This window comes from Variovorax sp. Soil_C_26, assembly GCF_057657075.1.
The window spans coordinates 1-23,196 of record NZ_JBDGJC010000008.1 but is presented as its reverse complement, the minus strand read 5'-3'; the positions used below and the strand labels follow the sequence as shown (position 1 = coordinate 23,196).

At 69.7% G+C, this 23,196-nt stretch carries 16 protein-coding genes; 7 read left to right on the top strand and 9 right to left on the bottom strand.

All coding sequences use genetic code 11. The annotated features are described in order from the left end of the window. Positions 1–164: 164 nt before the first annotated feature. The 4 genes from AC3A6G_RS21270 to AC3A6G_RS21255 form a co-directional block, all read right to left on the bottom strand. The gene (locus AC3A6G_RS21270; RefSeq protein WP_487862097.1) at positions 165–3,287 is read right to left on the bottom strand and encodes an error-prone DNA polymerase; all 3,123 of its coding nucleotides are present in this window, start codon (positions 3,285–3,287) and stop codon (positions 165–167) included. Positions 3,288–3,297: 10 nt separating this feature from the next. Next, positions 3,298–4,650, bottom strand: coding sequence for a Y-family DNA polymerase (locus tag AC3A6G_RS21265; RefSeq protein WP_487862098.1), 1,353 nt, complete (start codon positions 4,648–4,650; stop codon positions 3,298–3,300). Continuing rightward, a complete protein-coding gene (gene imuA / locus AC3A6G_RS21260) occupies positions 4,592–5,365 on the bottom strand; it encodes a translesion DNA synthesis-associated protein ImuA (RefSeq protein ID WP_487862099.1) in 774 nt (257 codons plus the stop codon). The genes AC3A6G_RS21265 and imuA overlap by 59 nt, the downstream gene beginning before the upstream one ends. A gap of 501 nt (positions 5,366–5,866) precedes the next feature. Continuing rightward, positions 5,867–6,655, bottom strand: coding sequence for an SDR family NAD(P)-dependent oxidoreductase (locus AC3A6G_RS21255; protein WP_487862100.1), 789 nt, complete (start codon positions 6,653–6,655; stop codon positions 5,867–5,869). 141 nt (positions 6,656–6,796) lie between these two features. On the opposite strand from AC3A6G_RS21255, the gene AC3A6G_RS21250 reads away from it, so the two are divergent. Continuing rightward, the gene (locus AC3A6G_RS21250) at positions 6,797–7,405 is read left to right on the top strand and encodes a TetR/AcrR family transcriptional regulator (RefSeq protein ID WP_487862101.1); all 609 of its coding nucleotides are present in this window, start codon (positions 6,797–6,799) and stop codon (positions 7,403–7,405) included. A gap of 130 nt (positions 7,406–7,535) precedes the next feature. Here AC3A6G_RS21250 and AC3A6G_RS21245 read toward each other — a convergent pair whose 3' ends face one another. From AC3A6G_RS21245 to AC3A6G_RS21230, 4 genes are read right to left on the bottom strand one after another with little or no spacing between them, the layout of a single operon-like run. Further along, a complete protein-coding gene (locus tag AC3A6G_RS21245) occupies positions 7,536–7,976 on the bottom strand; it encodes a PaaI family thioesterase (protein WP_487862102.1) in 441 nt (146 codons plus the stop codon). 2 nt (positions 7,977–7,978) lie between these two features. Further along, entirely contained in the window at positions 7,979–8,767 is a 789-nt protein-coding gene (locus AC3A6G_RS21240) for an enoyl-CoA hydratase (RefSeq protein WP_487862103.1), read from the bottom strand. Then, a complete protein-coding gene (locus AC3A6G_RS21235; RefSeq protein ID WP_487862104.1) occupies positions 8,767–9,963 on the bottom strand; it encodes a CaiB/BaiF CoA transferase family protein in 1,197 nt (398 codons plus the stop codon). Before AC3A6G_RS21235 ends, AC3A6G_RS21240 begins: the two co-directional genes overlap by 1 nt. 30 nt (positions 9,964–9,993) lie before the next feature. After that, complete coding sequence (locus AC3A6G_RS21230) at positions 9,994–10,986, bottom strand: zinc-binding dehydrogenase (RefSeq protein WP_487862105.1); 993 nt, start codon at positions 10,984–10,986, stop codon at positions 9,994–9,996. Between the two features lie 67 nt (positions 10,987–11,053). On the opposite strand from AC3A6G_RS21230, the gene AC3A6G_RS21225 reads away from it, so the two are divergent. The 6 genes from AC3A6G_RS21225 (at position 11,054) to AC3A6G_RS21200 (ending at position 16,875) form a co-directional block, all read left to right on the top strand. Further along, positions 11,054–11,860 carry an IclR family transcriptional regulator gene (locus tag AC3A6G_RS21225; protein WP_487862106.1) on the top strand — a complete coding sequence of 269 codons (807 nt, stop codon included), beginning with the start codon at positions 11,054–11,056 and terminating at the stop codon, positions 11,858–11,860. A 104-nt stretch (positions 11,861–11,964) separates the two neighbouring features. Beyond that, complete coding sequence (locus AC3A6G_RS21220; protein WP_487862107.1) at positions 11,965–12,807, top strand: alpha/beta fold hydrolase; 843 nt, start codon at positions 11,965–11,967, stop codon at positions 12,805–12,807. A gap of 4 nt (positions 12,808–12,811) precedes the next feature. Beyond that, the gene (locus AC3A6G_RS21215; protein ID WP_487862108.1) at positions 12,812–14,170 is read left to right on the top strand and encodes a metal-dependent hydrolase family protein; all 1,359 of its coding nucleotides are present in this window, start codon (positions 12,812–12,814) and stop codon (positions 14,168–14,170) included. A gap of 39 nt (positions 14,171–14,209) precedes the next feature. After that, positions 14,210–15,175, top strand: a complete 966-nt coding sequence (locus tag AC3A6G_RS21210) for a Bug family tripartite tricarboxylate transporter substrate binding protein (protein WP_487862109.1) — start codon at positions 14,210–14,212, stop codon at positions 15,173–15,175. 4 nt (positions 15,176–15,179) lie between these two features. After that, positions 15,180–15,887 carry a fumarylacetoacetate hydrolase family protein gene (locus AC3A6G_RS21205; protein WP_487862110.1) on the top strand — a complete coding sequence of 236 codons (708 nt, stop codon included), beginning with the start codon at positions 15,180–15,182 and terminating at the stop codon, positions 15,885–15,887. Positions 15,888–15,906: 19 nt separating this feature from the next. Then, entirely contained in the window at positions 15,907–16,875 is a 969-nt protein-coding gene (locus tag AC3A6G_RS21200; RefSeq protein WP_487862111.1) for a tripartite tricarboxylate transporter substrate-binding protein, read from the top strand. Between the two features lie 30 nt (positions 16,876–16,905). Here AC3A6G_RS21200 and AC3A6G_RS21195 read toward each other — a convergent pair whose 3' ends face one another. Beyond that, positions 16,906–23,190 (bottom strand): autotransporter-associated beta strand repeat-containing protein, encoded by a 6,285-nt coding sequence (locus AC3A6G_RS21195; RefSeq protein ID WP_487874487.1) that lies wholly within the window; start codon positions 23,188–23,190, stop codon positions 16,906–16,908. Positions 23,191–23,196: the final 6 nt, after the last annotated feature.

Sequence of the window (23,196 nt, the reverse complement as noted above, 5' to 3'; positions counted from 1 at the left end):
TAGCGTGAACTGGCGGGCTGGAGCCTGCTCGCCACTGCCCCCGCTGCGCTTGCCGATGCCCCGGCGGGCGCGGCATCGGCCGCCCTTCCGAAAGTCTGGCCCGCACGATCCGCTGCGACCAGGCGTAAGCAGCTCTGGCAGATGCGAATCCGTCGGGCAGCGCCCTACCGAAAATCCCGGCTCACCGTCGCCCCTGCCAGACGCCCGAGCAAGGGCGTGAGGTCTTCCAGCCGCGACGCGACCAGGTTCTTCACCGCGCCCTCGCGCTGCCAGGTGCCGTGCACCGCGAGCAGCCGCGCGCCCAGCAGTTCCTGGCGCTGCGCGTCGCGCAGGCTCTTCCAGACGATCGCCTGGACCACGCCGGTCTCGTCTTCGAGCGACACGAAGATCGTGCCCTTCGCGGTCTCGGGCTGCTGGCGCAAGGTGACGATGCCGCAGTGGCTCACCTGCTCGCCGTTCTCCATCGCGTCGAGCTCCCGCGCGGTCATCAGCCCGCGCCGCGCGAGGCGTTCGCGCAGCAAGGCGAGCGGATGCCGGCGCAGCGTCAGGCCGGTCGAGGCGTAGTCGAACACGATCTCCTCGCCCTCGGGCGCGGCGTCGAGTTCAAGAAAATCCTCGTCGACCGGCGCCTCGCGCAGCAGCGCCGGCGCGGCGCGCAGCCCCGCCGCATCCCAGACCTGCTGGCGTCGGTGGCCCGACAGGCTCGCGAGCGCATCGGCGGCGGCCAGCAGCTTCATCTCGTGCAGCTCTAGCCGCGCGCGCAGCGCCAGGTCTTCCGCGCTGTCGAACACCTGCTGCGCGCGGGCCCGGGCAATGCGCGCGGCCGAGGCCGACGCGAGCCCGCCGACCATGCGCAGCCCGAGCCGCACGGCCGGCGTGTGCGCCAGGTCTTCGAGCGTGCAGTCGACGCCGCTGTACATCACGTCGACGGGCCGCACGTCGACACCATGGCGCCGTGCATCCTGAACGAGCTGCGAGGGCGAATAGAAGCCGAGCGGCTGCGAGTTCAACATGGCCGCGAGGAACTCCGCCGGGTGATGGCACTTGATCCAGCAGCTCGCATAGACCAGCAGCGCGAACGAGGCGGCATGGCTTTCCGGAAACCCGTACTCGCTGAAGCCCTTGATCTGCTCGAAGATGGCCCGGGCAAAGCCCTCGTCGTAGCCGCGCGCGGTCATGCCGTCGACGATCTTCGCGTGGTAGTGCTGGAGGCCGCCCTTGCGCTTCCAGGCGGCCATCGCGCGCCGCAACCCGTCGGCCTCGCCCGGCGTGAAGCCCGCGGCCAGGATCGAGATCTGCATCACCTGCTCCTGGAACACCGGCACGCCCAGCGTGCGGCCGAGGGCCTCCTTCAAGGCCTCGCTCGGGTAGACCACCGGCTCCCTGCCCTGTCGCCGGTTGAGGTACGGGTGCACCATGCCGCCCTGGATCGGCCCGGGCCGCACGATCGCGACCTCGATCACCAGGTCGTAGAAGCAGCGGGGCTTGAGCCGCGGCAGCATGCTCATCTGCGCGCGGCTCTCGATCTGGAACACGCCGACGGTGTCGGCCTTGCAGATCATGTCGTAGGTCGCGCTGTCCTCCGCGGGAATGTCCTGCATGCCGAACACGCAGCCCTTGCGCAGCCCGATGAAGTCGAGCGCCTTGCGCATCGCGGTCAGCATGCCGAGCCCGAGGCAGTCGACCTTGAGCAGGCCGAGCGCGTCGAGGTCGTCCTTGTCCCATTCGATCACGGTGCGCTCGGGCATCGAGGCGTTCTCGATCGGCACCATGCGGCACAGCGGCCCCTTGGTCAGCACGAAGCCGCCCGTGTGCTGGCTCAGGTGGCGCGGAGAGCCGATCAATTGCCCGGTCAGCTGCAGCAGTTGCTGCACCTGGAGCGAATCGACCGACAGGCCCACCTCCTGCAGCCGCTCGGGCCGCACCGCACCGCCGTCCCACCACTGGTGCCCCTTGGCGATCGCATCCACCGTCTCCAGCGGCATGCCGAGCGCCTTGCCCACGTCGCGGATCGCGCTCTTCGGCCGGTAGCTGATCACCACGCCGGTGATCGCGGCGCGCTCGCGGCCGTACTTGGCATAAAGGTACTGCAGCACCTCCTCGCGCCGCTCGTGCTCGAAGTCGATGTCGATGTCGGGCGGCTCGTTGCGCTCCTTCGAGATGAAGCGCTCGAACAACACGCTCATGCGGCCGGGGTCGACCTCGGTCACGCCCGTGCAGTAGCAGACCACGCTGTTGGCGGCGCTGCCGCGGCCCTGGCAGAGGATGTGCTGCGAGCGCGCGAACATCACGATGTCCGCCACGGTGAGGAAGTAGTGCTCGTACTTCAGCTCGGCAATGAGCGCGAGTTCGTACTCGATCTGCGTCTGGACCTTGGCCGGAATGCCGTCCGGCCAGCGGCGCCCCGCCCCTTCGTAGGTGATGCGGCGCAGGTAGCCCGCCGGCGTCTCGCCCGCGGGCACCACCTCGTCGGGGTACTGGTAGCGCAGTTCGTCGAGGCTGAAGCTGCAGCGCGCGGCCACCTCGAGCGTCTCGGCGAGCAGCTCGGGCGCATAGGTCTGCGCAAGCCGCAGCCGCGTGCGCAGATGCCGCTCGGCATTGGGCTGCAGTTCGAGCCCGCACTCGGTGAGCGGCTTGCCCAGGCGCGTGGCGGTCATCACGTCCTGCAGCGGTTTGCGCGAGCGCACATGGAAATGCACGTCGCCCGCGGCCACCAGCGGAATCTGCGTGGCCGCGCTGATCTCGCCCAGGCGATGCAGCCACATCTCGTCGTCGAGCAGGCGCAGTTTCTCCACCGCGAACCAGCAGCGCCCGGGGAATTCCCGCTGCAGCCAGCGCGCGAGCCTGCCAAGCTGCGCCGTCGTGGCCATGCGCCGGGGCGAAGCGAGCACCAGGCAGCCGGCGAGTTCGTCGCCGCGAAGCTGCGCGCGCGTCAGCCGGTAGCAGCCCTTCTCCGAGCTGCGGCGCAGCTTGGTGATGAACGCCGACAGGTTGCCGTAGCCCTCGAGATGGCAGGCCAGCACGGTGAGCGTGAACGGCGCGGCCTCCGGGTCGCCCTGCTCGTCAGGCTCGACAAGGAACTGGCTGCCGATCAACAGCTTGAGGCCGTGGTCCTTCGCGGCCACATGCGCGCGCACGACGCCCGCCAGGCTGCACTCGTCGGTGATGGCGAGCGCGGTGTAGCCCAGTTGCTTCGCGCGCTCGACCAGTTCGTGGGGCTGGCTCGCGCCGCGCAAGAAGCTGAAATTGCTCACGCACCGCAGCTCGGCGTAGTCGGGCAGTTTCATCGCGAGCCGATCAGGCGAAGGTGCCGTGCAGGAACCACGCGGTCTCGTCCTGCGCGAGACGCATTTGGAAGATCCAAAGCACGCCGGCATGCTCGCTCACGGCCACCCAGTAGTCCCGCGCGGCATGCCGCGTGGTCTCCTGCGCACCGCCATCGGCATCGGCATCGCAAGCCACCGTGGTGCGGTCCCACCATCCGCCCTCGACACGGTGCGGCCCCGCGAGCAGTTGCAGCACGCCCTGGTAGACCGGCCGGCTGTCGCGCGTCGCGAGGCGCAGCGGCTTCGGCAGGACGAAGGTCGGCTGCGGCACGTCGACGCTGCGGCATCTGGCGCGCGGCGCGGGCTCGGGCGCGGGCCGCCAGCGGCACATCCATTCCAGGCGGTGGTCTTCGAGGACGACGGGGCGCAGCACGCGGTCGGGGCCGAGCCGCGCCGCGATGCGCTCGAGCACCAGCGCCAGGCTCTCGCCCGACTGCCGCGCCTCGGGCAGCATCGACAGGCTCTTCTCCTCGAGCGACAGCACTTCCGTGGCCAGCAACTCGAGGTCGCCCACGGGCGCAAGCAGCTCGACCTTGCCCAGGTGCTCGGCCAGCAGCCGCATCAGGTGGTCGGTGTCGCGCGTGGCCTGGGCCGTGCGCACGGTGAGCTCGCCGCCGTCGCCGGCGCTCCTGGCGCGCATCGCGTCGTGGCACCAGCGCAGGGTGAATGCGGTCACGCCGGATCGCCGCGCCATGAGCCAGCCGGCCATCTGCAGCATCAGGCGGCGCGCGCCGAACAGCATCGCGGGCGCATGCTCGACGCGGGCCATCAGTTCGAGCCGGGCATGGAAGCTTTCGGGCAGCTGCGCCCAGGGATAGATCTCCGGGCGCAGCCCGTAGGCCTGGTCGAGCGCGGTGAGCAGCTGCGCATCGAAGCGACGCGAGAGACCGCCGCGCGGCAAGGCGCGGACCTGGCCGAGCGTGCGGCATCCGAGCCGGGCCAGCGTCGCGTGGTGGGCCGCGACGGCGGTCAGGGTCTCGAGCGGCAGCGCATCGAGCAGCGTTGCGAGCGGCTTCGCGAAACCGTTCGACAGCCCGGCCCGCGCCAGCGCGAGCGCGGCCAGGCCCGTGGGCGCCCAGCCCAGCTGCCGCACGCCGAGGTCGGGCGCTTCCTCGCGCACGCGTTCGACCAGCCGGCGCTTGCCGCCGAAGAGGCGCAGGCTCTGTTCGACTTCCATGACGACCGCCGGGCATGTCAGAAGCGCTTCGAGGACCGCAACGCGCGGGGTGAACTGCAGGCACCACGTCGCAAGCCCATCGAGCGCTTCAGTGCGCGGTTGCGGGCCGTCCGGCAGGTTGTCGGGAAGAAGAGCTGCCCACAGCATGGGAAAGCTCCCGCGATTGGCGGGCCGCGACGAGGCGGCTCGGGTGGCGAAGGCGTGGCGTCAGGATCGCCTCGAGACCGCCGGGCACCGAGGGAAGCCGCAACTCGCCCTCGTGCGGCGGGCCCTTGCGCTTGAGCAGATGGATGCGCAGCTCCCAGTCGATGCCGAAGCGCGCCTGCAGCCGCAGCGGCGCGGCCGAGGCCTCGTGCTCGGCCGCGGCCGGCCGGCACAGCACGACGGGACTGTCGCAGCCCTGGGCACAGACCTGCAGTCGCCGGATCTGCTCCTGGCGGGCCTGCGGCAGCCAGCTGACGAGCATGCCCGCGGCATTGGCCTTGATGAGCTGCTCGGTCGCCCAGAGGCGCTCGACCGGCTTGTCCGCCGCGATCCAGACCAGGTGGCGCTCGTCCAGGCCGAGGTGGTGCAGGCCCGGCAAATGCGGGGCCTTCGGTGGGCCGATGACGACGATCTGCCGGCCCTCGGCCACCAGCGTGCGCATGGCGGGCGCGAGCAGCCGCCACTCGAGCACCGAGGGCTGCACTTGCAGCACTTCGGTCAGCGAGCCGCAGGGCCAGCCGCCGCCGGGCAGCTCGGCGTCGAGGCCGTCGAAGCCTGTGCGCACGGTCGAGGTGACCGGCGAGCCGAGCGCGTCGCCGCGCCAGACGGCGGATTCGATCGCGTGCGGTAGCACGACGCGCGCGCGCCGCGGCTGCACTGAGGGCGGTGGACTTGCAGGGGCCAACGACGGTTCATCGCCATCGGCCCATGACAGGGAAATGGCCAAAAAGGACTCCAATGACTGTATGGATGTACAGTATCGGTCCAAGGCCACCGATGAACAAGAAGGTTTACAAATTCAATGTGTGATCGGTTGCGCCGCTTCCGGCCTGACCACCGAGCCAGCGTGAATTTCGCGTCGGTATCGAACGGCCGGCTCGACGTCCCGACATTTCGCGTCAAGCCGCGAACGCGAACACCCATCCGAACGACCGTGCCGGCCACGTCGTTCCCCGGAACAAGGGGAAGGCGGTGGGAAGAATCAGCTTGAACTCGCCTCGCTTGATCTTCGTGTCAAGGGCATTGACGCTCGCCGCGTGGATGCGGACCAGATCATCATCGTCCCGCACCTCGGGTTCCTTCTTTCCATACCGATCGAAGCGCTTTCATTGGGGACTGTTCATCAGCGTGTCGCTCGTGCGTTCCGGCGCGTTGCCGTTCAGGCGGCGCTTCGATAGCGCTCTGCCACCTGCGCCTGCCGGATGTCCGCGATCAGGGCCTGGCGTGCCGCGTTCAGCGCCTCGAACCGTGCGCCATCGTGCAGTGGCGGAATGGTCACGGGTTCGCGGCGGTCGAAGCCGACCAGCGCGGCATCCACGAGTTCATTCACTTCCATCAGGTCAGGCATCGCACTGGCATCGATGCCGGCACGATCCCAAATCTCGGTACGGGTGCCGGCAGGCAGCACCGCCTGCACATAGACGCCCTTGGGCGAGAGCTCCAGGCTCAGTCCCTGGGACAGGAACAGCACGAACGCCTTGGTCGCACCGTAGACCGACATGCCGAACTCGGGCGCCAGGCCAACCACCGACCCGATGTTGACGATCGCGCCATGGCCGGCCCGCGCCAGGCGCGGGGCGACGGCACTCGCGAGCCTGACCAGTGCCGTGGTGTTGAGCGCGACCAGGCGGGCGACATCGTCTGTCGATTGGTCGATGAACTGCCCGGACAGCGCGGCCCCGGCGTTGTTGATCAGCGTGTCGATCCTGGCGTCCTCGCGCAGACGGGCCTCGACCGCGGCCAGGTCGCCGGGCTCGGTCAGATCGGCCGAAAGGATGTCGACGGCCACACCGGCTTCGTCGCGCAGGCGCGCGGCGAGCGCTTCGAGGCGCGCCTTGTCGCGGGCAACCAGCACAAGGTCGTGGCCGCGGCGTGCGAAGCGCTCGGCATAGATGGTGCCGATGCCGGTCGAGGCGCCGGTGATGAGAACGGTGGAATGGGAGGTCATGTGCTTTCTCTTGGTTAGAAGGTGAATCGCCGTTTTTCATAATGATGTCGATCATCATCTTTGAAGTCAAGAACTTTGATGATGAGTGACATCAATGTATATTTCTGACTTCACGCACGACATACCTCAAGAGATCTGGACATGAAGGTCACCAAAGCGCAGGCGCAAGCAAACCGGGCGCACATCGTCGAGACGGCCTCGACGCTGTTTCGCGAGCGTGGCTACGACGGGGTGGGCATCGCGGACCTGATGGCGGCGGCAGGCTTCACCCACGGCGGGTTCTACAAGCACTTCGGGTCCAAGACCGAGCTGATGGCGGAAGCGGCGAACTGTGGTTTCGCGCAGACGGCCACCAGGGCCGAGGGCGTCGACGCGAGGGAATTCGTCACGCACTATGTGTCGCGCGAGCACCGCGACGCCCCTGGCGAAGGTTGCACGATGGCCGCGCTGTGCGGCGATGCCGCGCGCCAGCCGGAGTCGGTCAAGGCGGCTTTCGCGATCGGCCTGGAAGGCCTGCTGGCCACTCTGGGCAACCCGTTCGACGCGCCGGAGGCAGGCGGTCGGCAAAGCGACGTGCGCGCCAGGCAGATCGACGTCATTGCGCAGGCGATCGGTGCGATCGTGCTGTCGCGGGCCTGTCCCGACGACTCGCCCCTCGCCGACGAGATTCTGGATGTCTGCCGTGCCGCAGCCCTTTCCCGGTTGCCCTCCAAGACGCCTGCCGCCTCTTCTCGCTCGCGGAAGCGGTAGACAGGCTCAGGGGTGTCTCGAAGGCCCCCGGCGATGAAGTCTCACTCCAGCTTCACGCCGGCAGCCTTGATGAGCGGACCCCACTTGTCGCGAAGATCATGGACTGAGTGGCTGGCCAGCAATCCGCCGATCAGCCGCCCAGCCGCATCGCCGTCGAAGAGGCGGTCGCGACGACCGTCCCTTCCGGTTGCTCCAGGATCCCTTCGAGGAACACCACCCGCCGACCCCAGCGCACCACGCGCACGTCGGCCACGCACGGGCCGGGCTGCACGCGACCGAGGTAGCTGACCTTCATCTCGAGGGTGGCGATCGCCGCGCCCTCTTCCCGCGCGCACGCCGCCCATGCCATCGCGTGATCGAGCCAGGCGCCGAGGATGCCGCCCTGGATCACCTCCCCGCCCGAATGCGCGAGCCGCGCCGGCCCCTCGAAGCACACGCGTGCGCGCCCTTCCGGGTGGAGCGCGATGACGCGGTCGAACCCGATCGCGTCCATGAGGTCCTTGGGAAAGCGCGCCGCGTCGGCGGCGATGACGTCCACTTGCGCGCGCGCGAGCATGGCTTCCTGTTCCATCGTCACTGTCCCGTGAACTGCGGCGTGCGCTTCTGCGCGAACGCCCGGCGCCCTTCGGCGTAGTCTTCGCTCGCAACGCACGCCGCGCGCAAGCGCTCGATCTCCGCGTTGTCGGCTTCGGGCGCGAGGCGCCGCGCCAGCGCGATGGAGCGCTTGGCCAGGCGGGTCGTCAGCGGCGCGTTGGCCGCGATCTGCGACAGGACCTCCTCGATGCTCGCGTCGAGTTCGTCCGGCCCGAAGGCAGCCTGCAGCAGGCCAATGCGCAGCGCCTCGGCGCCATCGAAGGTGCGCGCAGTGAAGAACAGCTCCGCCACGCGTGGCGCGCCAAGCCCGTGCACCATGTGCTCGACGCCGCGAAAGGAATAGCCCAGGCCCAGCCTCGCTGCCGGCATGCGAAAGCGCGCGTCCAGGGCGCCGTAGCGCAGGTCGCAGGCCATTGCAAGGCCAAGACCGCCGCCCATGCACACCCCCCGGATGCTCGCCACGACGGGATGCGGGCATGCCATCAATGCAAGCTGGGCGTCCTCCACCGCCGCGTCGTAGTCGCCGCTGCCCGATGCGGCGCTTCGCTTCGTGTCGAACTCCGTGATGTCGGCGCCCGAGACGAAGGCCCGCTCCCCTTCGCCTCGCAGCAGGACCACCCGGATGTCGCCCTCTTCGGCGAACTCCCTCGTGCGCGCCGCCAGCTCATGCCACATGCCGAGCGACATGGCGTTGAACTTGCCGGGGTTGTCGATGCGCAACTCGCCGATGGCGCCGCGGCGCACCGTGATGATTCTTCCCTCGGCCATCAGATCACCGCCTTCTCGCGCAGCGAGGCGATCTCGGCGTCGCCATAGCCCGCCTCGCGCAGCACCTCGTCACTGTGCTCGCCCACCGATGGCGCCGGCGACGCCAGCGCCGCCGGTGTCCGCTCGAGCACGATCGGCTGCGTGATCATGCGCAGCGGCGCGCCCGACTCCGTCGGGATTTCGCCGACGACTTTCAGGTGGTGCACCTGTTCGTCGTCGAACATTTGGGGCACCGTGTACACGGGGCCGGCCGGGATACCGGCGGCATTGAGCGCCTGCACCCAGTGCGCCACGGGCTTCGTCTGGAAGAGGCTTTGCACCGTGGCATTGATCTCGCGCCGATTGCGCACGCGATCGGCGTTGAGCCTGAATTCGGGATGGTCCAGCCAGTCGAGGCGCTCGATCGCCTTGCAGAAGGCCTTCCACTGGCCTTCGCCCGAAACCCCGATGTTCAGTGCACCGTCAGCGGCCTCGAACATGCCCATGGGCGCAGACGTCGGATGGTCGTTGCCTTCTTGGGCCGGCACGTCGCCGTCCACGAGATAGCGAGCGGCCTGGAAGTCCATCATGGCGATCTGCGAATGCAGAAGCGACGCATGGACCCACTGGCCCTCGCCCGACTGCTCACGCTCGAGCAGCGCCACCATGATGCCGATCGCGGTGTACAGGCCGGTCGCGGAGTCCGAAACGGCGATGCCGGCGCGCACCGGACCGCTCTCCTTGAAGCCGGTGACCGACATCAGGCCGCCCATGCCCTGGATGACCTGGTCGAAGCCCGGCCGCCAGGCGTAGGGGCCGTCCTGGCCATAGCCCGAGATGCTTGCCAGGATGACCCGCGGGTTGATCCGCCGCAGGGTTTCGTAGTCGAGGCCGAGGCGGGCCTTGACGTCGGGGCGCCAATTCTCCAGCACCACGTCGGCATCCTTGACGAGCCGGTGCAGCACGTCGACGCCCTCGGGCTTCTTCAGGTTCAGCGCGAGGCCGCGCTTGTTGCGGTTGAGGTTCTGGAAGTCGCCGCCCTTGCGCTTGGCCGCGAACATCGCGTCGTTGGGGTCGACCCCCGGCGGCGGCTCGATGCGGATGACGTCCGCGCCGAAGTCCGCGAGCATGCGCGCGCAGGTGGGGCCCGCGCGAACGCGCGACAGGTCGAGGATTCGGAACCGCTTCAGGGCGGCCGAGGCGTTGAGCGATGGCATCTTCATGTCTCCTAGGTTGATCCTGGGGCGTCAGAGGTCGAGGACGACCTTGCCGAAATGGGCGTTCGCCGCGACGAAGTCGAGCGCGGCGCGTGCCTCTTCGAAGGGATAACGGGCGGCGACCGGCAACCGCAGGTCGCCTCGGGACAGCGCGTCCCAGAGGTCGGCACGCATGCGGCCCGCGATCTCCCGCACCTCTTCCGGGCTGCGGGTTCGAAAGGTCGCTCCCACGTAGCTGATCCGGCGCAGCGAATGCAGGTCGAAGTCGAACGTCCCGCTGAACCCGCCCATGCGTCCGACGTTCACGATGCGCCCGAGGATGCGCGTGGCCCGCAGGGTCTCGTTGATGCCTGGCCCGGCGATGAAGTCGACAACGAGATGGGCACCCTCGCCTCCCGTGGCCGCCAGCACCTCGTCGGCCCAGTCGGTCGCACGTCCGTCGACCACGTGGGTGGCGCCAAACTCGCGCAGCCTTGCTTGCCGCGAGGGCGTCGTGGATGTGGCGACAACCGCCGAAGCGTCGAGCCTGCGTGCAATCTGCATCGCCATGAGCCCCACGCCGCTGCTCGCGCCATGGACGAGAACCGTCTCGCCGCGCGTGAACCTGCCGCTGGCCGTCAGCGCCTCGTGGGCGGTTTGCAGCGCGATCGGAAGCGCCGCAGCCGAAGCCGCATCGATGCCCAGCGGCAGCGGATAGACGCGGCCCCAATCCGTCACCGCGTACTCTGCGTAGCCGCCGACCCCCGAACACATCACCAATTGGCCGGGTGCGAAGCCAGGTGGAACGCCGGGGCCGATCTCCACGATCTCGCCCGCCCATTCGATGCCGATGGTCGAGCCCACGCCACCGCTCCTGCCGTGGACATGGCCCGCCGCCACATGGAGATCCGCCCTGTTGATCGCTGCATGACTGACGCGCACGAGGATCTGGTTCGCCAGGGCAACGGGCCGTGGGATTTCGCGCAGTTCCGGTGTGGGGGTGCCCACGGTCCAAGCCTTCATCGTCTCGCTTTTGTTATTCATATAGTGAATTATCTATTCATTTATGTGATATTATGCGGTGTTTCCGATTCGAGAGGAAGGTCGCGCCATGCCAACAGCCAAGAAGTCATCCGCCAAGCCCACAGGCCAGCCACTCGTGGAGGGCTTGCTGCGCGGGCTCGCAGTCCTGCGATGCTTCGACCATGGCCGCGAGCGGCTGGGCAGCAGCGAACTCGCACGCATGACGGGCCTTCCACAGCCCACGGTCTGGCGCCTGTGCAAGACACTCGAGCACGGCGGCTACCTCGTCGCCGATTCCGACGGCGCCCGCTTCCGACCGGGGCTGTCCATCCTGACCCTCGGCTATTCGGCCCTGGACACGCTCGAACTAGCCGAGCTCGCGCGGCCGCTGCTCATCGACGTGGCGTCGCGGTTCGAGGGGGCGGCGAGCCTGTCCACGCGCGAGGGCGCGAACATGCTCTACCTGCAGCGCTGCGAGGCACCGCACTCGTTCCTCAGCGTGAACCTGCGCGTGGGCTCCGAAGTCCCCATCATCTCGAGCGGCACGGGCTGGGCCTACCTGGCGGGGCTGGGGCGCGAGGACCGCAAGGCGGCGCTGGCGGAATGCAAGGAGGCGCATCCCGCGCTCTTCAAGAAGCACGAGAAGCAGGCGCTCGCGGCACTGGCCGACTACGGCAAGGACGGCTTCGTCACCAACATCGATGTGTTCGTGCCCGGAATGAGCACCGTGTCGGTTCCGCTGGGCACTGCGGAGCAGGTGTCTCCCTATGCGCTGAACATCACCTCGGCGTCGGCAGTGTTCAAGGTTGCTGCCGTCCGGGCCGAGGCGGGTGAGGCCGTGGCCGCGATCGCGGCGCAACTTCGCCCGGTTGCAGAACGGCTCCGAAGCGGCTGAATAGCGCCTATTCACAGCGCGTCCGTGAAGCTCCTAGTGCGGAGGTAGAACGCAGCTCCTACCATTGATGAATAGCTTATTCACTCAATGAATCAGGAGTTTCGATGATCGCTTATCCATTCCCCGCAGGTGCGGCAACCACCCGTGTCCTCGAAGCCGGTTCGGGCGACAGGACCGTGGTCCTGGTGCACGGCACGGGCGGGCGCGCCGAGCGCTGGTCGCGCAACATCGACGCGCTCGCGCAGCGGGGCTACCACGTCTACGCGATCGATCTGCCGGGCCACGGCTTTGCGTCGAAGGGGGCCGGGGTCGCATGCTCGGTGCCCGCCTACCGCGAAGCGCTCGGGGCGTTTCTCGACGCGATGGGCATCCAGAAATCCACCATCGTGGGAACCTCGCTCGGCGGCCATGTCGTGGCCTCCTATGCGTGCGAGAACCCGACCCGCGTCGACGGCATCGCCCTGGTCGGTAGCATGGGCCTCGTGCCCATCGGTGACGAGGCGCGCGGGCGCATCAAGGCAGGCGCCAACAACCAGACGCGCGAAGGCGTTGCCGGGAAGATGCAGCGCGTGATCTTCGATCCCGCGCTCGTCACGCCGGAAATGCTCGAAGAGGAATGGCGCATCAACAACTCCCCGGGCGCCAAGGCGTCGTTCGAGGCGCTGGGCTCCTACATCGAATCGGACCTCGACGACGAAGTGGTCGGCGAGGCCTTGGCCGCGGCGAGCTTCCCGGTGCTGCTCGCGTGGGGCGACGAAGACAAGACAGTGACGCCTTCGGTGGGTGAGAAGGTGCGCCAACTGGTGCCGCGCAGCCGCCTGGTGCGATTCGCACGCGCGGCGCACACGGCCTACTACGAGCGCGCCGACGAGTTCAACCAGGCCCTCGTGGATTTCATGGAAGGCAGGCCCGGAGCCTCCAAGGCCGACGGCGTTGCCTGGAGCTGAGCCGATGAAGCGCTACATCGTCGGAGGCACCCTCATCGACGGGACGGGCGACAAGCCCGAGCCGCTGCATTGGCTGGAGATCGACGGCGACCGCGTGGGCGAGATCGCCAAGGGCGAGGGTCCCGCCAGGCCCCTGCCCCATGGCGCGGAGATCGCCTGGGACGCCACCGGCAAGACCGTGATGCCGGGGATGATCGACGCGCATTGCCACATCAGCTACGGCGTGGCGCGCGGCATCGAGGAGCAGGACCTGTTCGGCTCGGCCGAATACCGCGCGATCCGCGCCGCGTTCCACGCCAAAACGGTGCTGCAAGCGGGCGTCACCTCGTTCAGCGACCCCGGTGGCAGCTGGTATGTGGCCGTTGCAGTGCGAGACGCCATCAAGGGCGGCCTCTTCCCCGGGCCGCGCATCACGGCGGCAGCGCGCTACCTGTCGACCCATGCGGCGCTCACGGACTACTTTCCGTCGTGGGTGGGATCGCCGCGCTCTGGTGTGGGCGCGCTCACCGAAGGCGCCAGCCAGATGGTCAACGAGGTGCGCGACCAGGCCAAGAACGGCGTCGACTTCATCAAGATTGCCGCGAGCGGCGAGTCTGCGCTGCTCACGCCCGGCGGCGGCAGCGTGCCCGCATTCCGCGCCGATGAGCTCAAGGTCATCGTCGAGGAGGCGCATCGCCTGAATAAGCGGGTGACGGCCCATGCGCGCAGCGGCGAATCGGTGATGGACTGCATCGAGGCCAGGATCGACTGGATCATGCACGCCGACTTCATGGACCGCTCGCAGGCCGACCGGCTTGCGGCCAGCGGCATCCCGTGCTGCCCCGCGCTCACCTTCACCGCCAACGTGGCCGATTGGGGCCACCTCGCCGGCTGCTCGCAGTCGCGCATCGACCGCTTCAGGCGCGATCTCGACAAGGCGGTGGTCAACCTCGGCTATGCGTGGAAGAACGGCGTGACGATGATGACTGGCACCGACACCGGTTTCGCCGTCACGCCCTATGGCGAGTGGCACGCGCGCGAGCTCGAGCTGTTCGTGACGCTGCTGGGCATGAGCCCGCTCGAGGCGATCACCTGCGCCACGAAGAACGCAGCGGTGACCATCGATGCCGAGAACGTCGGCACGCTGGCGCCGGGCAAGTTTGCCGACCTGCTCGTCGTCGACGGCGACCCGCTGGCCGACATCCGCATCCTGCAGGACAACGCCCGCTTCGCGGCGATCTTCCTCGGCGGCCAGGCGGTCGACCGCACGCCGCAACCGGCCATCACGCGCTGGCCCTGGGAGCGCAGCTTGATGATTTCAGAGCGCGAGCTCTTCCGGCCTGCCGTGCAAGCCGCGATCGCCGAGCGCGCCGGCACGGCCTGAAGCCGACCCACTTTTCGTACATCACAACAGGAGACACCCATGAGATCGTTCCTCCGCGCGGCGCTCGCCGCGCTCGCCTACGCTGGCCTGTCCGCACTGATGCCCGCCCTGGCACAACCGTCGCAGGTCACCATCGTCGTGCCCTATCCGCCGGGCGGCCTGTCCGACACCCTGGCTCGGCTCACGGGCAAGGTGCTTGCGCAGAACATGGGCACGACAGTCATCGTCGAGAACAAGCCCGGCGCCAACGGGGTGCTCGGCCTGCAGCAGATTGCGAACGCCAAGCCCGACGGCAGCGTGATCGGCATGGTTCCCGCGAGCGTGATGACCGTGAATCCGGCGCTCTACAAGGACATGAAGGTCGACACCTTGAAGGATGTGGTGCCGCTGACGCTCGCGATCACGCTGCCGAACGTCCTGGTGGTCAATCCATCCGTGCCCGCGAAGAACATGGCGGAACTCGTCGCCTACATGAAGCAGCAAGGCGGCAAGGTGTCGTATGGCTCGATGGGCACCGGTTCGAGCGCCCACCTCAACGGCGAGTTGCTGGCGCGCGCCGAGAAGCTGGAGATCACGCACGTGCCCTACCGCGGCAGTGGCCCCGCGATGCAGGACCTGATGGCAGGGAACATCCAGATGGCGTTCGAGAACCTGCCGGTCGCACTGCCCTTCATCCAGTCCGGCAAACTGCGCGCCATCGGCGTCACCAGCGGCAAGCCTTCGGCGCAGGCGCCCGAGATCCCGCCGATCGCCAGGACGATCCCGGGATTCGAAGACAACATCTGGTTCGGCTTCATCGCTCCCGCCGGCGTGCCACCGGCGGTGGCCGAGCGGCTGCATGCGGAGCTGGTCAAGGCCGTGCAATCCGAGGAGGTGGCCAAGGTGATGCGCGGGCGCGGCGCCGCGATCACGACGAGCACCCCGCAACAGATGCGCACGCTGATCAGCGAGGAACGCGACAAGTGGGCGCGCCTGGTCAAGGAACGCAACATCTCCGTGGAGTGAGCCCGTGCAGAAACCCTTATTCGCCTTCGAGCCCCCACCCGTCGTCTCCGTCGCCATCGCGGGGAGCGCCGCGCGTTTCCCGGTCCGCCGCGTCTATTGCATCGGACGCAACTACGAGGCCCACGTGCGCGAGATGGGCCACGACCCGTCGCGCTCGCCGCCCATCTTCTTCTGCAAGCCGGCCGACGCGGTCGTCGAGGCCGTTGCGGACAGCGAGGCGTCCTTCGCCTACCCGAGCGAGACCGCCAACTGCCACCACGAGATCGAACTCGTGGTCGCGATCGGCAAGGCCGGCCGCGACATCCCCAAGGAAAGGGCGGCCGGCCATATCTTCGGCTACGCCGTCGGCCTCGACATGACCCGGCGCGACCTGCAGCAGGCGGCCGCGCGCGCGGGGCAGCCCTGGGAAACGGGCAAGGCCTTCGACGCCTCTGCGCCGATGGGACCGATCCATCCGATCGATGCGACAGGCGTGCTGACCACCGGCGCGATCGCGCTCGAAGTCAACGGCGAGCCGCGACAGCAGGCCGACCTGGCCCAGCTGATCTGGAGCGTGGACGAGATCGTGGCGGCGCTGTCGCGCCTGTTCGAACTGCAGCCCGGCGATCTGATCTTCTCGGGCACCCCCGAGGGGGTCGGCGCGGTGGCGAAGGGGGATCTCATGACCGGCCGCATCGACGGGCTGGGCGAGATCCGGGTGCGCGTGAACTGACCATTTTGGAGACACCGACATGTTGAACAGAAGAGACTTCGTGGCCGCGGCCCTCGCTACGGCGCCCATCCTTCCCGCCTTCGGGCAGCAGCCCGAGACCGCGCGCATCTTCGTGGGATTCACGCCCGGCGGCCTCACCGATGTCATGGCCCGGCGGCTCGCCGACAAGATGCGCGGCGGCTACGCGCCGGCCATGCTGGTGGAGAACAGGCCCGGCGCGTCCGGCCAGATCGCCATCACGCAGGTCAAGGACTCGCCGGCCGATGGGAGCGTGCTGCTGCTGACGCACTCGTCGGCGCTGGCGATGTATCCCTTCACGTTCAAGAAGCTGCCCTACGACCCGGCGAAGGACCTGATGCCGGTGTCCCTGGTCTGCCACACGAACCACGCGCTCGCCGTGGGCCCGCTCGTCCCTGCGAGCGTCACGAGCCTCAAGGACTTCGTGGCCTGGGTCAAGGCGAATCCCGACAAGGCGAACACGGGCACACCGGGCCTGGGCTCCATGCCGCACCTCGTCGTGGCGGTGGTCAACCAGCAGACCGGCCTCGACCTGAAGCCGGTCCCCTACAAGGGCACCGCCGCCGCCATCAACGACGTGGTCGCCGGGCAGATCGCCTCCGCCGCCGGGCCCGTCGGCAACTACCTGCCCCAGGTGCAGGCCGGGAAGCTGCGCCTCATCGCCGTGTCAGGCGAATCGCGTTCGAGCTTCGCGCCCGGCGTGGCGACGTTCCGCGAGCAGGGCGTCGCCATGACGGCGCGCGAATGGTATGGCGTCTACCTGCCGGCCAGGGCAAGCGCCGAGACCCAGCGCCGTGCGCAGGCCCAGGTGCACGCCGCGCTGTCCGACCCCGCGCTGGCGGCGTTTCTCCAGCAGTCGGGCGTGGACGTCGCCCATTCCACGCCGCAGGTGCTGGCGTCGATGCTGGAGGCCGACACGAAGGAATGGCGCACGCTGACCAAGGAGATCGGCTTCACGGCGGAGTCCTGAGCGCGATGCGCTCGCCGTGAACGCCCACGCTCACCACTTCACGCGCACCCCCGCAGCCGCATTGACCGAGCTGCCCACGCGCGCCGACCCACCCGAGGCCCAGAGCTTGCCGAGCTCGCCGTAGAGGCTGGTGCGCTGGCTCACCGCCAGGGTGAAGCCCGCGGCCAGCTCGGTGCTGGTGCCGCCGATGGGCGCACCGACCGGCGTGATCGCCGCAGGGTTCACGAAGCGCGCAACGTCGTTGCCCTTGGCGCTGCGGTACACGTTCAAGCGGCCGTAGGGTTGCAAGGTGCCAGCGCCGGTGGCGAAGCTGCCCTTGACCCGCACGCCTGCGCGGCCGGTCCAGCCGCTGTCGGCATCCTGCTGCACGACCGCGCCCGCGATCGACACGTCGTCCAGCCGCTGGCGCCCATGGATCAGCTGCAGCTGCGGCTCGATCGACCAACCGCTCGCGCCGAGCGCAAATGCCTTGCCCACCTCGATCGAGGCCAGCAGGCTGTTGCCCTTGCCCGATGCGCCCGCGCCCGCCAGCGGCTGCACCGTGTAGCGGTGGCGGCCGGCCTGCAGCACCACGTCGGCATAGAAGCCGCTTTCACCGGCATAGGTGCCGTAGAGGCCGAGGTACTGGCTGCGCAGGTCGTTGCGTCCGGCGGCCGTGTTGAGCAGCCCGCTCGCAAAGCCGCGCACCTGGGTGTCGCCTTCGAGCTGGCCGACGTAGATGCCGGCGCGCCAGTCGGGCGTAGCCAGCAGGTCGGTGCCCGCCTGCAGGCCGGTGACGCGGCCTTCGCTGTGCGGCGACACGGTGCCGCCCTGGCGGATGTCCATGTCGGTGGAGATCAGGCGTCCCCAGGCGCGGCGATGGCCGCTTGCCGCGCTGGATGACGCGCCCGGGCTGCCGCGCACGTCGTCGTCACCGATGCGCTGGTGCAGGTTGGCCAGCATGCCGAGATCGCTCTGGCGCAGCTGGCTCGGCAGCGCGCCGAACAGCGACGCCTCGGCGCGGTAGGTCGGCAGGCCGGCGCCCGGCTCGGCCTCGGTGCGCAGGTACCAGTTCTCGCCGCCACCGCTGTTGTCGCCGGCGTAGAGGCGGTACTCGAACGCGCCCGCGTCGACGCGGCCACCCGCGAGCGCGAAGGCGTCCTTGCTGGTCTGCGCCGTGGTGGTGGCGCCATTGAGCGCACTCACCACCTCGATTCCCGCGCCGCTGGTGCGCGCGCCCAGGCCGCCCAGGTTGGTGACCTCCACGGTCGTTTGGCCGCTCGCGGTGGCTGCGGCGCCGTCGAGCACCAGCCGGTCGGCGATGCCCGGGTTGTCGAGCTTGGCGCCGAGGCGCAGCACGCCGTTGTTGCCGACGTAAGGGCCGGTGAGTGTGAGCGTGGTGCCCGGTACGCTGCCGACCAGCGAGACCGTGCCGGCATTGGCAAGGCCCGCCATCTGCTGGCTGTGGCCCGCGAGGTCGAGCGTCGCGCCGCTGGCCACCACCGCGCTCGAGGCGGCGCTGAAGGCATTGGCTGCGCCGGCCGCGAGCGTGCCCGCGGCCACGCGCGTTTCGCCGCTGTAGGTCGCGCTGCCCGACAAGGTCAACGTGCCCGCGCCAACCTTCACGAGCGAGCCACCCGCGCCGCTGATCGCGCCCGAGATCGTGTTGTCGCCGCCGAGCGCGCCGGTGGTGAGCATTTTCGCGCCGAGCACGACGTCGCCCGCGCCGCCGAGCGAGCCGATGCTCGTCCCGGTGGCCGCCAGGTCGATGCGCACCTGGCCGCCGGCCGCGTTGCTCACGCTCGCGTCCGCGGCCATTGCGCTGTCCTGCAGCGCCAGGGTGCCCTCGTTCGAAATCGCGAGCGTGCCTGCGTCGGCCTTGCCGCCGAACTGCAGCACCGCGCCCGAAGCGATGCCCACCGCGCCCGTGCCGAGCGCACCGCTGGTGTCGGTGGCGAGCGTGCCCGCATCGACCAGCGTGCCGCCGCTGTAGCTGTTGGCGCCTGCGAGCGTCAGCGTGCTGGCGCCGATCTTGCGCAGCTTGCCGGTGCCGCTCATCGTTCCGGCATAGGTGCCGGCGGTCTTGTCCTGGTCGAAAGCGACCTCGGCGTTGTTGACGATGCTGCCGCGCAGGCTCGCGGCGCTGCCTTGCAGCACGCCGCCCTTGACGGTGGTGCCGCCGCTGTAGGTGTTGGCGCCGCCCAGGATCAGCCGGCCTGCGTCTTCCTTCGACAGGCCCCCGGTGCCCGAGAGCGCCACGTTCAGCGTGGCGGTCATGTCCGCGCCCGCGGCTGTGCCGTCGCCCACGCGCAGCACGGTGTTGGCACCGTCCATGCGGATGCCGTCGCCCTGCACCTCGTAGCCGTCGACCGCAAACTGCGCGCCCGCGATGCGCACCGCACCGCCGCTGCCGTCCACCGTCACTGTGCCGGCCTTGCCACCGAACACCGCGAACTGGTTCTGCGCCCAGTTGCCGTTGAGCTTGCCATCGGCATCGGTCCATCCGTCCATCGATGGCGTCGGGGTGCCCGCACGCCAGGTGCCACTGCCGCCGGCCACCTGACCGTCGTTGTACTTGCTGGCGTCGCCGCCATCCCAGAAGTTGAGCGACAGGCCCGCGCGGTTCACCAGGTTGACCTGCTGGGCCACCGAGGTCTGCACCTGCAGGTCGGCCGCCTTGGTGCCGGCCGGCGCGGTGCCGATGTCCAGGCCGTTGTCGGTCAGCGTGCCGCCGTAACTGACCAGGCGATAGAGCCCGGGCCCGAAGGTGCCGCCCGCCGACTGCGCGATGTTGAGCGTGCCGTCGAGCTGCACGTTGCCGCCTACGTTGATCAGGTCGTTGAGCGCGCCGCCGGGCACGCCGGCCTGGCCGAGCTCGTAGTTGAGCGTGGCGCCCGCAGCGAGCGTGAGCGCGCCGAGCGTCAGCGTACCGGGGCTGTTGCCCGCGGCCAGGATGCCGCCCTTGGCGACGGTGACCGCACCGGCGATGGTGCCGCTGCCGGCCAGCGTCGCGCCGCCTTGCACCCGCACCGCGCCGCTGCCGGTCGCGCTGCCGCTCTTGTTGTTCACGCTCAGCGTGCCGGCGCTGACGGTGGTGCCGCCGGTATAGCTGCTGGCACCCGCGAGCGTGAGCGTGCCCGCGCCCACCTTCACGATCGAGCCGCCCGTGCCGCTGATGGCGCCCGACAGCGTGGCGTTGCCGCCGAGGCCGCCGAGCGTGAGTGCCTTGGCGCCGAGCAGCACCTGGCCCGCGCCTTCGAGCGAGCCGATGCTCGTGCCCGCGGCGCTGAGGCCATCGATGCGCAGCTGTGCGCCCGCCTTGTTCACCACGGTGGCATTGCCGCCGCTCGACGCATCGCGGAACGCCACCACGGCACCGCTGTTGGCGGTGATGGTCAGCTTGCCCGCATCGGCCGTGTTGCCGAACGCCAGCGATGCCTTGCCGGCCACCGACACCGGTCCGGTGCCCAGCGCGCCGCTCGCCAGCGCTTCGAGCGAGCCTGCGGCCACGTCGGTACCGCCCGTGTAGCCGTTGGCGCCGCTCAGCTGCAAGGTGCCGGCGCCGGCCTTGCGCAGGGCGCCGGTGCCGGTGAGTGCGCCGGTCAGCGCCGCCGTGCGGGCCGCATCGACATCGAATGCGCCGCCCGCCTTGCCGAGCGTGACGGCGCGCGCGCTGCTGGTGTCGCCGGTCACGCGCAGCGTGCCGCCGTCGAGCGAGAGCGCGCCGGCTGCGGCGCCGAGGTTCGCGTCGGCGGCGATCTGCAGCACGCCACCGCTGACGCGCGTGCCGCCGCTGTAGCTGTTGGCGCCGCCGAGCACCAGCGTGCCCGCGTCTTCCTTCGCGAGGCCGCCGGTTCCGGTGAGCGCGGCGCCGATGGTCGCCGTCATGGTCGCGCCCGCGGCCGTGCCGTCGCCCACGCGCACCACGGTGCTCGCATTGCCCAGCTCGACGGCATCGCCCTGCACCACGTAGCCGCCGGTCGCGAACTGCGCGCCCGCGATGCGCACCGCGCCGCCGCCGCCATCCACCGTGACCGTGCCGGCCGCGCCGCCGAAGACGGCGAACTGGTCCTGTGCCCAGTTCGCGTTGAGCTTGCCGTCCATGTCGGTCCAGCCGTCGAGCGAAGGCTGCGGGTTGCCGGCACGCCAGGTGCCGCTGCCGCCGGCCACCTGGCCGTCGTTGTACTTGCTGGCGTCGCCGCCATCCCAGAAGTTGAGCGACAGGCCCGCGCGGTTCACCAGGTTGACCTGTTGCGCCACCGAGGTCTGCACCTGCAGGTCGCCCGGCGCGCTCGGCGCGGTGCCGATGTCCAGGCCGTTGTCGGTCAGCGTGCCGGTGTAGCCGATGAGGCGGTACAGCCCCGGCCCGAAGCTGCCGCCGGCCGACTCCGTGACGTTGAGCGTGCCGTCGAGCTGCAGGTTGCCGTTGACGTTGACCAGGTCGTTCAGCGTGCCGCCGACGGTGCCGGCCTGGCCAAGCTCATAGTTCAGCGTGGACCCGCCGGCGAGCGAGAGCGCGCCGAGCGTCAGCGTGCCGGGGCTGTTGCCCGCGGCCAGGATGCCGCCCTTGCCGACCGTGACCGCACCGGTGATGGTGCCGCTGCCGGTCAGCGTCGCGCCGCTTTGCACCTGCACGGCGCCCGTGCCGGTGGCACTGCCGCTCGCGTTGTTCACGCTCAGCGTGCCGGCCGCCACCGTGGTGCCGCCAGTGTAGCTGTTGGCACCCGTGAGCGTCAGCGTGCCGCTGCCCACCTTGACGATGGCGCCGCCGGTACCGGTGCCGGGCTGCGGGAACAGGCTGCCCTTGTCGGAGATGGTGCCGGAGATCGCGTCGTTCGCGTTGGTGGCGCCGAGCGTCAGCCGCGTGGCACCGAGCACCACCGCGCCGCCGCCCGCAAGCGAGCCGATCGCGAGGCCCGCCGGTGCAGTGATGCCCGACACGTCGAGCGTGCCGCCCGCGGCGTTGGTGATCGACGCGCTGCCCGCGGACGCGGTGCCCGCGAAGTACACCAGGCCGCCGGCCTGGTTGGCGACCTTGGCCGTGCCTGCGGAGGCCTTGGACGCGAAGGCCAACAGGCTGTCCGCACCCACGGTGATGCTTGCATTGCCCGCGCTGGCCGCGTCGCTGAAGGCGACGACCGCGCCCCGGTTGTCGATGGTCGCGTTGCCGGCCGTGCTCGCTTCGCCGAACAGGGCCCCGTTGAAGTTGCCGCTCGTGAAGCCCTGGCCATGCAGGTCGATGCGGGCTGCACCGGCCGAGGCGGTTTGCGCGAACCCGATGAGGTTGCGGCTGTCGGTGCTGCTGGCGCGCCCCACCGTGAAGCGGGTGCTGCCGGCGCTGGCCGAACCGGTGAACGCCAACTGCGTATCGGTGGTTTCAAGGCGCACGTCGCCGCTGCCGAAGGCGCCGTCCACGCTGGCGACGACCGCACCGCCGTCCTGCAGCAGCGTGCCGCCGGCGTGGGTGTTGGCGGCGTTCAGCGACACGGTGCCGCCCGCGCCGCGCACGGTGAGGCCGCCGGCACCACCGATGGAACCGTTCGACTCGAAATCGCCACTGGCCATCTCGAAGGTGCCGCCGCCCGCGCCCAGCGTGATGGCACGCGCCGAGGCCACCGTCGAGGCACCCGCGGCCACGCGCAGCGTGCTGCCATTGAGCGCCAGTGCAGTGCCGGCCGCGCCCAGGTTGTTGTCCGCCGATATCTGCAGCGTGCCTCCGTTGACGGTGGTGCCGCCCGTGTACGAGTTCGCGCCGCTCAGCATCAGCGTGCCGCCGTCTTCCTTCACGAGGCCACCCGTGCCGCCGATCGACGCGCCGATGGTCGCGGTCATGCCCGCGCTCGCGGCTGTGCCGTCACCCACGCGCACAACCGTCGCCGGTGCGCTGATGGTCAATGCGTCGCCGACGATGCTGTAGCCGTCGACCGCGAACTGCGCGCCGCCGATGCGCACCGCGCCGCCCGCACCCTTGTTGTCGACCGTGACGGTGCCGGCCGTGCCCGTGAAGATCGCGAAGCCGTCCTGCTTCCAGGTGCCGTTCATCGTGCCGGCCGCGTCGGTCCAGTTGTCGCCCGGGCTGCCCGCGCGCCAGGTGCCTGCGCCGCCGGCGATCTTGCCGTCGTTGATGTTCGCGCTGTCGTTGCCGTCCCAGAGGTTGAGCGCCACGCCGTCGGAGTTGACCAGGTTGACCTGCTGCGCCACCGAGGTCTGCACCTGCAGGTTGCTCGCGTCGGTCGGCGCCGTGCCGACGTCCAGGCCGTTGTCAGTCAGCGTGCCGGTGTAGTTGATGAGCCGGTACAGGCCCGCGCCGAACTGGCCGCCGGCCGTCTGCGCCACGTTCAA

Excerpts from the sequence above, each read along its gene's own strand:
- AC3A6G_RS21270 (WP_487862097.1), bottom strand. The coding sequence starts at position 3,287 with ATGAAACTGCCCGACTACGCCGAGCTGCGGTGCGTGAGCAATTTCAGC.
- AC3A6G_RS21265 (WP_487862098.1), bottom strand. The coding sequence starts at position 4,650 with ATGCTGTGGGCAGCTCTTCTTCCCGACAACCTGCCGGACGGCCCGCAA.
- AC3A6G_RS21255 (WP_487862100.1), bottom strand. The coding sequence starts at position 6,655 with ATGACCTCCCATTCCACCGTTCTCATCACCGGCGCCTCGACCGGCATC.
- AC3A6G_RS21250 (WP_487862101.1), top strand. The coding sequence starts at position 6,797 with ATGAAGGTCACCAAAGCGCAGGCGCAAGCAAACCGGGCGCACATCGTC.
- AC3A6G_RS21245 (WP_487862102.1), bottom strand. The coding sequence starts at position 7,976 with ATGGAACAGGAAGCCATGCTCGCGCGCGCGCAAGTGGACGTCATCGCC.
- AC3A6G_RS21240 (WP_487862103.1), bottom strand. The coding sequence starts at position 8,767 with ATGGCCGAGGGAAGAATCATCACGGTGCGCCGCGGCGCCATCGGCGAG.
- AC3A6G_RS21235 (WP_487862104.1), bottom strand. The coding sequence starts at position 9,963 with ATGCCATCGCTCAACGCCTCGGCCGCCCTGAAGCGGTTCCGAATCCTC.
- AC3A6G_RS21230 (WP_487862105.1), bottom strand. The coding sequence starts at position 10,986 with ATGAATAACAAAAGCGAGACGATGAAGGCTTGGACCGTGGGCACCCCC.
- AC3A6G_RS21225 (WP_487862106.1), top strand. The coding sequence starts at position 11,054 with ATGCCAACAGCCAAGAAGTCATCCGCCAAGCCCACAGGCCAGCCACTC.
- AC3A6G_RS21220 (WP_487862107.1), top strand. The coding sequence starts at position 11,965 with ATGATCGCTTATCCATTCCCCGCAGGTGCGGCAACCACCCGTGTCCTC.
- AC3A6G_RS21215 (WP_487862108.1), top strand. The coding sequence starts at position 12,812 with ATGAAGCGCTACATCGTCGGAGGCACCCTCATCGACGGGACGGGCGAC.
- AC3A6G_RS21210 (WP_487862109.1), top strand. The coding sequence starts at position 14,210 with ATGAGATCGTTCCTCCGCGCGGCGCTCGCCGCGCTCGCCTACGCTGGC.
- AC3A6G_RS21200 (WP_487862111.1), top strand. The coding sequence starts at position 15,907 with ATGTTGAACAGAAGAGACTTCGTGGCCGCGGCCCTCGCTACGGCGCCC.